11 protein-coding genes are annotated in these 9,335 nt (G+C 67.5%); 3 read left to right on the top strand and 8 right to left on the bottom strand.

Annotated elements, in window-relative coordinates; translation table 11 throughout:
• The 8 genes from VH499_RS03565 to VH499_RS03530 form a co-directional block, all read right to left on the bottom strand.
• Positions 1–453: hypothetical protein (locus VH499_RS03565; protein ID WP_332051313.1), on the bottom strand; the 453-nt coding region annotated here is incomplete at its 3' end.
• 10 nt (positions 454–463) lie between these two features.
• The gene (locus tag VH499_RS03560) at positions 464–1,282 is read right to left on the bottom strand and encodes an amidohydrolase family protein (protein ID WP_332051312.1); all 819 of its coding nucleotides are present in this window, start codon (positions 1,280–1,282) and stop codon (positions 464–466) included.
• Between the two features lie 25 nt (positions 1,283–1,307).
• Positions 1,308–1,850 (bottom strand): GNAT family N-acetyltransferase, encoded by a 543-nt coding sequence (locus VH499_RS03555; protein WP_332051311.1) that lies wholly within the window; start codon positions 1,848–1,850, stop codon positions 1,308–1,310.
• Positions 1,851–1,853: 3 nt separating this feature from the next.
• A complete protein-coding gene (locus VH499_RS03550) occupies positions 1,854–3,335 on the bottom strand; it encodes a M81 family metallopeptidase (RefSeq protein ID WP_332051310.1) in 1,482 nt (493 codons plus the stop codon).
• A 4-nt stretch (positions 3,336–3,339) separates the two neighbouring features.
• Positions 3,340–3,537: a hypothetical protein gene (locus VH499_RS03545; RefSeq protein ID WP_332051309.1), complete on the bottom strand. Its 198-nt coding sequence runs from the start codon at positions 3,535–3,537 to the stop codon at positions 3,340–3,342.
• A 75-nt stretch (positions 3,538–3,612) separates the two neighbouring features.
• Positions 3,613–4,740, bottom strand: a complete 1,128-nt coding sequence (locus VH499_RS03540; protein WP_332051308.1) for an amidohydrolase family protein — start codon at positions 4,738–4,740, stop codon at positions 3,613–3,615.
• Positions 4,741–4,777: 37 nt separating this feature from the next.
• Positions 4,778–5,785: a 2-dehydropantoate 2-reductase gene (locus VH499_RS03535; RefSeq protein ID WP_332051307.1), complete on the bottom strand. Its 1,008-nt coding sequence runs from the start codon at positions 5,783–5,785 to the stop codon at positions 4,778–4,780.
• Between the two features lie 7 nt (positions 5,786–5,792).
• Positions 5,793–6,617 (bottom strand): N-acyl homoserine lactonase family protein, encoded by an 825-nt coding sequence (locus VH499_RS03530; protein WP_332051306.1) that lies wholly within the window; start codon positions 6,615–6,617, stop codon positions 5,793–5,795.
• A 132-nt stretch (positions 6,618–6,749) separates the two neighbouring features.
• On the opposite strand from VH499_RS03530, the gene VH499_RS03525 reads away from it, so the two are divergent.
• From VH499_RS03525 to VH499_RS03515, 3 genes are read left to right on the top strand one after another with little or no spacing between them, the layout of a single operon-like run.
• Positions 6,750–7,598 (top strand): amidohydrolase family protein, encoded by an 849-nt coding sequence (locus VH499_RS03525; RefSeq protein WP_332051305.1) that lies wholly within the window; start codon positions 6,750–6,752, stop codon positions 7,596–7,598.
• Positions 7,595–8,437: a TauD/TfdA family dioxygenase gene (locus tag VH499_RS03520; protein WP_332051304.1), complete on the top strand. Its 843-nt coding sequence runs from the start codon at positions 7,595–7,597 to the stop codon at positions 8,435–8,437. Before VH499_RS03525 ends, VH499_RS03520 begins: the two co-directional genes overlap by 4 nt.
• Before the next feature lie 25 nt (positions 8,438–8,462).
• Positions 8,463–9,281, top strand: a complete 819-nt coding sequence (locus VH499_RS03515) for an enoyl-CoA hydratase (protein WP_332051303.1) — start codon at positions 8,463–8,465, stop codon at positions 9,279–9,281.
• Positions 9,282–9,335: the final 54 nt, after the last annotated feature.

Below are 9,335 nucleotides of genomic sequence, written 5' to 3'. Positions count from 1 at the left end.
GATGGCCACGACGATGTCGCGCAGGGCCTGGACGTACTCCTTGGTGCCGCCGTAGCCCATGTAGGTGAACCGACGGGTGGCCACGCCGTAGGTTCCTTTGTCCTCCGGGGTCTCCGCGCGCACGATGCGCACGCACTCCTGTACGTCGGCGGCGGAGCGACAGTCGGCGAACAGGATGCTGTGGAAGCCGGATCCGATCGCCCGCTGCGCGAGGAAGCCGCGGGGCTCCTGGTCGACCTTGAGCTGCATCGACATGTTGTAGATGTCGCCGGCTCGCGCCAGGTTGTCGAGGTCGTGCAGGTCGAAGGGGCCGTACTCGCCGACGAACTCGACGTAGTCGTAGAGGCCCGTGTGGCCGATCGCTTCCACAACGGACGGCCACGTGGTGTGGATGTGGGTGGACAAGGTCGGCTTGTTGTCCTTCAAGAGCTGGCGAAGCTTGTTGGGTCTCATGGCGTCTCTCCTATCGTTTCCATCCCAGCCAGTCACAGACCGCCCGGCCCATGACCAGCTCGAGATCGCGGCCCTTCAGCCAGGGCAGCTCTTCGGTGAACAAGGTCACGCACGGACGCCACGGGCAGGGCATGCGCGTGATGTCGGTGCCCCAGAACCAGCGCGCGGGGCCGAAGGCGTCGTAGAGGCGGTGGAGGTTGTCGTGGATGTCGCGAAACGGGTAGGGCTGATCGGAGTAACTCGGCGCGCCGGTCGCCTTCATCGCGACGTTGGGATATTTCGCGAGCGCGAGCACGTCCGGCAGATTCGCCCACCGCTCCGTCGGGCTCGCGTCCCCCCTCGGGCGGCCGAGGTGATCGAGGATCAGCTTGAGGTTCGGGTGCCGCCGGGCAACCTCGGCGACCTTTGGCAGAAAGTTCGCCGCCATCATCGCGATCGGCAGGCCGGCCCGCTCGGCCGCCGGCCACAGCCAGTCGACGGTGCCGTCCGTCGGCCACTTCTCCTGCTCCGGCCCGATGAAGGTGAAGCGGCAGCCGAGCATGCCCGGGCGCTGCTTCCACGTGTCGACCAGCGCGCGGCTCTCGGGCCTGTCGAGGGGGAAGTTGCCGAGGATCGCGAACCGGTCGGGATGCGCGCGCACGGCCTCGATGCAGAGCTCGTTCGCGTTCGGATCCCACGGCGTGTGGGGCGTGAGGATGGCGGCATCGACGCCGCCGGCGTCCATCTCCTTCAGGGCGTCTTCCTTGAGATAGCGGGGGATCTGTCGGTGCCACGGGCTGGTGGGGTTGCCCGCGTTCCAGAGATGAATCTGCGCGTCGACGATCAGCATGGTCGGCTCCTTTGACACTCTTCGATCACGCTCGCGTCATCCATTCCGTGCACAGCAGGCTGTACATCACGACGCTGCGGAACTCGCCCGCTGCGCAGAGCCAGTCGCGCAGAGTGCCCTCTTCGATGAAACCGAGCTTCGTCGCCAGCCGCCGTGACGACAGATTCTCGGGCTCGATCCGCGCTTCGATCCGATGCACATCCAGGCGTGTGAAGCAGTGCGAGATCACGGGCGGCGCCGCCTCCGTCATGAGGCCCTGGCGCCAGCACGACGGTACCACGATCCACCCGAGCGCGAGTCGCCGTTGCTGTTCGTTGTGCGCGTGATAGTTGATCGCGCCCACGAACCGGCCCGCACGAGTCTGGATCGCCCACATGCCATGCCAGCGCGGATCGGCTTCAGCGGACATGCGGATGCGCTCAGCCGTCTGCGACACGTCCCGCGATGGAGGGTGGTCCCAGTGCCGCATGGCATCGGCATCGCCGTACGCCTCGTGCAGGCCTTCGGCGTCGTGCGGGGTGATGGACCGCAGCGTCAGACGCGGTGTCTCGAACACGGGCAGCGTCATGTTTCAGGGAAAGCTGACGTCGCCGTACGGATAGAATCTGGAGATGTCGACGTTCCGGTAGGGCAGCGCCTCGAGCCGGACCGTGCCGAGGAACGGCTGCTCCGGCTCGACCAACAGGATCGTCTTGGCGAAGCCCGAATCGTCGAAGCCGCGGCGGAAGTGCACGCGCGACTTGATCGCGAAGACCTTGAACTGATCGATCGTGAATCCCGGCCCCATCAGGTCGAGCGGGTCCATGACCTGGGTGAGGTACTCGCTGATTAGCACCACGTTGCATCGCCCGAAGGCGACGCTCACCCAGTGCCTGCCTGCCATCTGCGCCACGCCCGCGATCGTGCCCTTGATCCGCATGGGCTGGCCGGCGGACTCGTCGGCCAGGCCGCCAACGTCCGTGTCGAACGGATCGCCGGCCTTCAGACCTGTAGCCACGACCGCCTCGACGGCCTTGCGATCGGCGATGGTGGCAATCAGCACGTCGCCGAGGTCCTGCGCGATCACCTGCTGCAGCACCCACGTCGCCGAGCCGGAGCGGTCGGAATGGTCGGCCAGCACTACCGGCCACGCACCGCGCGCCACCGCCTCCCTCGCGAGCTTCACGCCGTGGGGGATCGGGTGCACCGTCGCCGTCTTCACCAGGGCCTCGCGCCGGCGCCATGCCCAGGTTGCGACGTCCTCAGCGGCCTTGCGCGCAAGCTCGGGCTTGCCGTTGGTCATCGCCTGGACCGTCATGCCGACATCCGGCACGTCGGCGAAGGGGAATCCGAAGAAGACATTCATATAAAGGTCGGGCTCACGCGCTTCCCAGGTGAGGGCGCGCTGGACCAGGTCCATCCACGGCGAGGCGCCAGTCCATTGCAGCACTGTCGCGGTCAGGATCGGCACCTTCACCGTGGCGCTGACGGGGGTGTAGTCGCCGCGGATGGCGCGGATCAGCATGCGGCCCGCGCGCTCGCCCTGCAGGCGGCTGTCGTAGTGCGGGAAGTATTTCGCGCAGAACGCGAAGTCGGCCTGGCGCAGGAACTCCGCGTCCTCGTTGCCATGCGGATCGAAGGTGCCGGCGATGAAGGCGTCGCGGCCCACGACCTCGCGCACGCGACGGGCGATGTCGGCCTCGGGCCGCGCCACGCCGCGCACGCCCATCGCGCCGTGGAGGGCGAGATAGACGCCCTGCCATCTCCCACCGGTTTTCAGCTCGGCGAGCATGCGGCCGAGAAAGTGCTCGTAGGCCTCGGTCGTGATCCAGCCCGAGCCCGTACCGGTCCGGGGCCAGAGCGGCGATTCGATGCCGACCAGCTCGACGTCGGCATGCTCGCGCGCCACCTTCACGAAGCCGCCCATGTAGGACCGCGGCTCCCAGGCGAGCAGCGCCTCGCCTCTGGCCGGCGAACCGTCATGGACGAAGTCGTCGAGCGTGGTGTCGTTGGGCAGGAACGTCACCGTCTCGTGGACGAAGTTCAGCACGGCGACGCGGATCGCCTCAGTCATCCTGCTAGCCGAGCACCTCGCCGGCGGCGTCCGCCACCAGCCACGGAAAGGTGGGCAGCGACTCCGCCACCCGTCGCGCCATCTCGGCCGCGTCGGGCGGGTCGACCTCAAACGAGATCGCGGTGTCGCGGACGAGCGGCGCGTGGATCGCCGACAGCTGGGCGCCGTCGGCCGGCGTGGCGAGCCGGATCGCCGCCGCCATCAGCTCGGCAGGGCGGTCGCCAGCTCCGGCTCGACTGTGGCCCCAGGCCGGCGCCGCAGCAGCTCGGCCGACGCCTTAGCCAAGGCCGTAGAAGCCGAGCGCGCCGCCCGCCAGCACCTGATGCTTCCCCTCGGCGGACAGCGGTCCGAGCCGGTCGCGGAGCATCTGCGGCGCGCCCGGGAAGAAGCCGTCCGAGTGCGGATAGTCGGTGGCCCACATGATCTTGTGCGGACCGATGTAGTTGGCCAGCACCGCGATGCTGCTCTCGACCGGCTCGAACGAGATCCAGCAATTGCGCTGGAACAGCTCGCTCGGCCGCGTCTTCGGCGCGGACTCGTTGAAGCCCTGATCGTCGAAGTGGCGGTCCATGCGGTCGAGCCACGGCGCGATCCAGCCGCCGCCCGACTCGAGGAACGCGATACGCAAGCGCGGGTGACGGTCGACGACACCGCCCCAGATCACGCTCAGCGCGACCAGCATCATCTCCATCGTGTGCGAGACCATGTGGCGCGCCGCGCGGTCGTTCTCGAACCGATCGACGCCGACGGTCGGCATCGCGGTGGTCGAGCCCTCGTGAAAGCCGATGGAGAAGTCGAGGTCCTCGGCCATCTTCCAGAACGGCTCGTACATCGGGTCGTTGATCATCTTCTTGCCGTGATACGGGTTGGGCCGCAGGAACCCGCCGCGCATCCCGAGCGTTTCGCGCGCGAAGCGCATCTCGTCGATCGCCAGCTCGACCGACTGCATGGGCAGCATCGCGACTCCGAAGAGACGCTCGGGGTACGGCTTGCAGTAGTCGGCGAGCCAGCGGTTGTAGGCGCGGCACATCGCGGCGGCCAGGCCCGGGTCCTCCACGGCGCCAGCGAACAGGCCGAGGCTCGGATAGAGGAAGGCGGCGTCGATGCCGTCGGCATCCATGTCGACGATGCGCGCGTGCGGATCGAAGCCGCCCTTGCGCCCCTCGGCATATTTCAGGGTGCCGGGCTTGACGATGCCCTGCCGGGCGCCGACGGAACCCAGGCTGCCGATCCCCCGCGGGTTGCCGAGCAGCTTGCCCTCGACGCTCAAGCGTTCCTTGCCGTTGTCGTCGATGACGAATCGCGGCCGGCGCTCGCGGAACTCGGGATCGATGTACTTGTCCCAGAGATCGAGGGGCTCGAGGATATGACCGTCGGCGTCGACTGCGTTGTACGCGCGAGTCATCGGCAATCCCTCCGAGGGTGATCGAATCGCTGCAATACTACCAGACCGCCGGCGGGTAGAGGCCCATCCGACGCGCCTTCTCGATGACCAGCGCGGTGATCGCGTCGAGATGCGGTGTTGCGATCCCCGCGGCGCGGGCGAACGCCTGCACCGCGGTCAACAGGCCGTCGATCTCGGGTGGGCGATCGCGCTCGAAATCCTGGAGCATCGAAGACTTGTGCGTCGAGCTCGGCCGCGCGCCGTACGCCCGCTCGGGATCGAGGTCGATGTGGATGCCGTACGCCGCGCAGACGGCCAGCCCCTCGCGCATCAGCGCCTTGGAGAGGGCGAAGAGCTCCGGGTGACGGCCGAGCACACCGATCGGCTCGCCGGTCAGGGCACAGATCGGGCTGGTGCTGAGATTGCGCACCAGCTTGTCCCAGATGTCGACGCGGATCGTCGCGGTCAGCGGGGTCGGAATGCCGGCGCGCTCGAAGGCCTGCGAGATCGTCTGCAACCGGCGCGAGATCGTACCGTCGGGCTCGCCGAGCGTGAAGCGATTCCTAGTGCCAGGGGAGTTGCGGATCACGCCGGGCTCGGCGATGGCGTTGGCCGAATTGATCATGCAGCCGACGACGCGCTCGAGCCCGACCGCGCGCTCGAGCACGCCTCCCGGGTCGAGGTGTGACAGGTCGGGGCGCGGCATGCCGCCGTCCTTGAGCCGGTGGAGATACCACCAGGGAATCCCGTTCATCGCGAAGATGACGGTGGTCTCGGGCCCGATCAATGTCCGCAGCGGTTGGGCCGCTCCGGGCAGAACCGAGGATTTCATCGTGACCAGGACCACGTCCTGGTGGCCCAGTGTCTCCGGCCGGTCGGTCGCGTGGATCGGCGCGGAGGTACGCTCCTCGCCGATCCACAGCGTGATCCCGCGCTGGGTCATCGCCGCAAGCTGCGGGCCACGCGCGACCGCCGCGACCTCGATGCCCGCGGCCGGGCCATGCGCGGCGAGGCGCGCCGCAAGATGCCCGCCCACGGCACCGGCGCCGAAAACTACCACCCGCATCGCGGTGCTACTTGGCGGCCGCCGGGAACGCCGGCAGCTTGCCGATGTCGCGCATATCGTGCTGAATGACAACGGTCGCTTTGATATTCGCGACGATTCCCTTCATGCGCTCGATCGAGGCGACCGTGGCGGCGCGGTCGAAGTTGAACCACGGCACGCCACCACTGTCGTAGTTCTCGCGGAAGTGGACCAGGTCGCCGGTGAGCAGCACGGGGCCCATCTCCTTCAGCCTGACCAGCAGGGAGCTGTGGCCCGGCGTGTGCCCCGGCATCCTGAGGACGACCACGCTGCCGTCGCCGAACACGTCCTTGTCCACGGTCAGCGGCTCGACCTTCCGCTTTTCATCGATCCAGCTCTTGAAGCCCGCGACATTGGCGCCCTGCATCGGCGTCGGCGAGGTGATCTGGTCCCAGTCGCCCTTGCCGATCAGCAAGGTTGCGGTCGTGAACGGCGCGAGCTGGCCGGTATGGTCGGCGTGAAAGTGGCTGATGCCGACGTACTTGACCTGGTCGGGCGCAACGCTGAGCTGCTTCAAACGATCCGCGATGCCGACCTTCGGCGCGTTGGGATTCGTGCCGGGGGCGAAGCCGGTGTCCCACACCATGTATTCGCCGCCGTGCTTGATCAGGTAGCAGCTGAACGTGAACGTCAGCTTCAGGTCCTTGTACGCGAACGTGTCGGTGAAGCGCTGGCCGACGTCCGTCGGCGTGGCGCCGGTGCCGCACTCGATGCGTGTCAGCGTGACTTCGGCCGGTGCTTGCGCCATTGCGGGCAGGCCGATCAGAAGGTTGGCGCACAAACCGACCGGGAACAGGATCGTGGCTCTCAGCATGGTTCTCCTCTCACAGGAAATCCAGAACATCGTCTTGCGGCCCGGCCGGGATATCCGGACTCGATCGCCGCCTCTGGTGTATCACGGTCCGGACAGGATACTCTCGATGCCGGTCAAGGAAAGGGAAGCGGGATGCGCATCGTGGATGCTCAGATCCATCTCTGGGGCAGCGGTTTACCCAGCAACATGGCCCATCGCCAGGTCACCGCGTTCACCACCGAGGAGGCGGTGGGCCTCATGGACGAGGGCCGTATCGATGCTGCCGTGATCCACCCGCCGGGTTGGGACCCCAGCTCCACCGAGATGGCCTTCAAGGCCGTGGGAGACTTTCCCGGCCGCTTCGCCATCCTCGGCTCCTTTCCGCTGAATCAGCCGGACAAGCGTGCACTCGTGGAGAAGTGGCGGAGCCAGCCGGGCATGCTGGGCCTCCGCTACGGTTTTCTGTCGGAGCCGATGCGGGGCTGGCTGGCCGATGGAACGCTCGATTGGTTGTGGGCTGCTGCGGAGCGGGCCGGCGTGCCGATCGCCATGCTGGCGACGGACTCGCTGCCGCACATCGGCCGAATCGCCGAGCGCCATCCGGGCCTGCGGTTGACCATCGACCATCTGGGCGGTCGCGGCGGCAACACGACGCTGAAGGACGACGCGGCGATGGAGCACATGCCGGCGCTGGTGAAGCTGGCGCGACATCCCAACATTGGCGTCAAGGCCACCGGCGCACCAGGCTATTGCAGCGGACCGTATCCGTTCACTAGCATGCACACGTACTTGCGCCAGATCTACGACGCCTTCGGGCCGACGCGCATGTTCTGGGGGACCGACATCACGAAGATGCCGTGCTCGTGGCGGCAGTGCGTGACGATGTTCACCGAGGAGCTACCCTGGTTGGCAGAGCGTGACCAGCATCTTGTCATGGGCCAGGCCGCGTGCGCCTGGTGGGGCTGGAACTGGTCACCATCCGTGGAGGATCGACGACCATGACACGGGCACCGCAACTTCGTCCCCTCGGCGCGGCTCTCGGAACCGAGGTCCTCGGGATCGATCTGGCGAAGCCACTCGACGCGGATACCTTCGCGGGGATCGCGGCGGTCTTTGCCGAGCACCCGGTGCTGGTCTTTCGCGATCAGAGCCTGGGTGCGCCGGAGCTCGCCGCGTTCGGCCGCCGCTTCGGCACGCCGCGCCCCCACGCGCTGACGAAGTATCGTCACATCGATTGTCCCGAAGTTTCCTGGCTGACCAACGTGGAGGAGACGGGCCAGATCGACTGGTACGGCGTCAAGCGCGCCACGGCGTGGCATACCGATTCGACGTTCGAGGACGCGCTGCCGCTGCTGGCCATGCTGCACGCGAAGGAGGTGCCCTCGGAGAAAGGTGGCACCATGTTCGCCGACATGCGCGCAGCCTGGGACGCCTTGCCTGACGCACGCAAGCAGCTGCTCTCAGGCCTCACCGGTCTGCACGGCCGCACCTCTGGGCCCGCCGGCGAGCGGCTGTATGGCGACGACAAGGGTGCGACCGACAAGAAGTACGAGGAAGTGAAGTGGCCCGCCGTCACGCGGCATCCGGTGAGCGGACGGTCGATCCTGTTCGTCAATCCCATGCACACGCATGGCTTCGTGGGTATGAAGCGGGAGGAGGCGTGGCCGCTGATCGACGAGCTCGCCGCTCACGCGACCCAGGAGCGCTTCGTCTACTATCACCGCTGGCGCGTCGGCGACGTCCTGATCTGGGACGAGCGCGCGACGATGCACCGCGGCGCCGGCGACTACCGGCCGGACGAGCGCCGGATCATGCTGCGCACGATCGTGTACCCGAACTGAAGGCGCAGTCTCAAGGAGCTCGCGAATGACCAACGGACCCGTTCTGTACCAGCGTCACGACGGCATCGTGACCCTCACGCTCAACCGGCCCGAGAGCCTCAACGCCATGAACGAGGCGATGATGGGCGAGATCGAGCGCATCCTCATCGAGCTCGAGGCCGACACCGCGGTGAGAGTGGTGATTCTTCCCGGCGCCGGACGGGCAGTCTCGTCCGGCGGCGATCAGAAGCGCGACGGCGCCGCGGTCCCGCCGTCGTTCTTCGCCGGCGATCCAGGCGGGGCGCTCATCGAGCGCCTGAATCGCTGCATCCTTCGCATGCAGCGTCTCCACAAACCGATCATCGGCAGTATCAACGGCGTGGCCGCCGGCGCCGGCATGAACATCGCCCTGGCCACCGATCTGCGCATCGCGTCCGACACCGCGCGCTTCGGTGAGGTCTTCGCGCGCGTGGGTCTGGTGCCGGATGGCGGAGGGACATATTTCCTGCCACGCCTCGTCGGCACGGCCAAGGCCATGGAGATGATCCTGCTCGCCGACATCATCGACGCGCAGGAGGCCTTGCGGATCGGCCTCGTGAACCGCGTGGTCCCCGCGGAGCAGCTCGAGCAGGAGACCGTGAAGCTCGCCGAGCGGCTGGCCCAGGGGCCGACCGTGGCGTACGGGCTGGCCAAGACGGGACTCTACCAGGGGCTCGGCATGTCGCTCGAGGACGTCCTGAACATGGAGGCGCGCAACCAGGCGATCGCCGCCCGCACGCCGGACCGGGCGGAAGGCGTGGCCGCCTTCCGCGAGAAGCGGCCGCCGCGCTTCACGGGGCGTTCGGGGTCCAGCCCTGCCCGATGAGAGTACAATCCTCGACACGAGGTGACCATGAGAACCAGTATCGTCGTCGCGATG

It is taken from the genome of Reyranella sp. (assembly GCF_036558665.1).
Taxonomy (GTDB): Bacteria; Pseudomonadota; Alphaproteobacteria; order Reyranellales; family Reyranellaceae; genus Reyranella.
The sequence above is the reverse complement of the archived record's forward strand: the minus strand, read 5'-3'. Positions and strand labels throughout refer to the sequence as shown.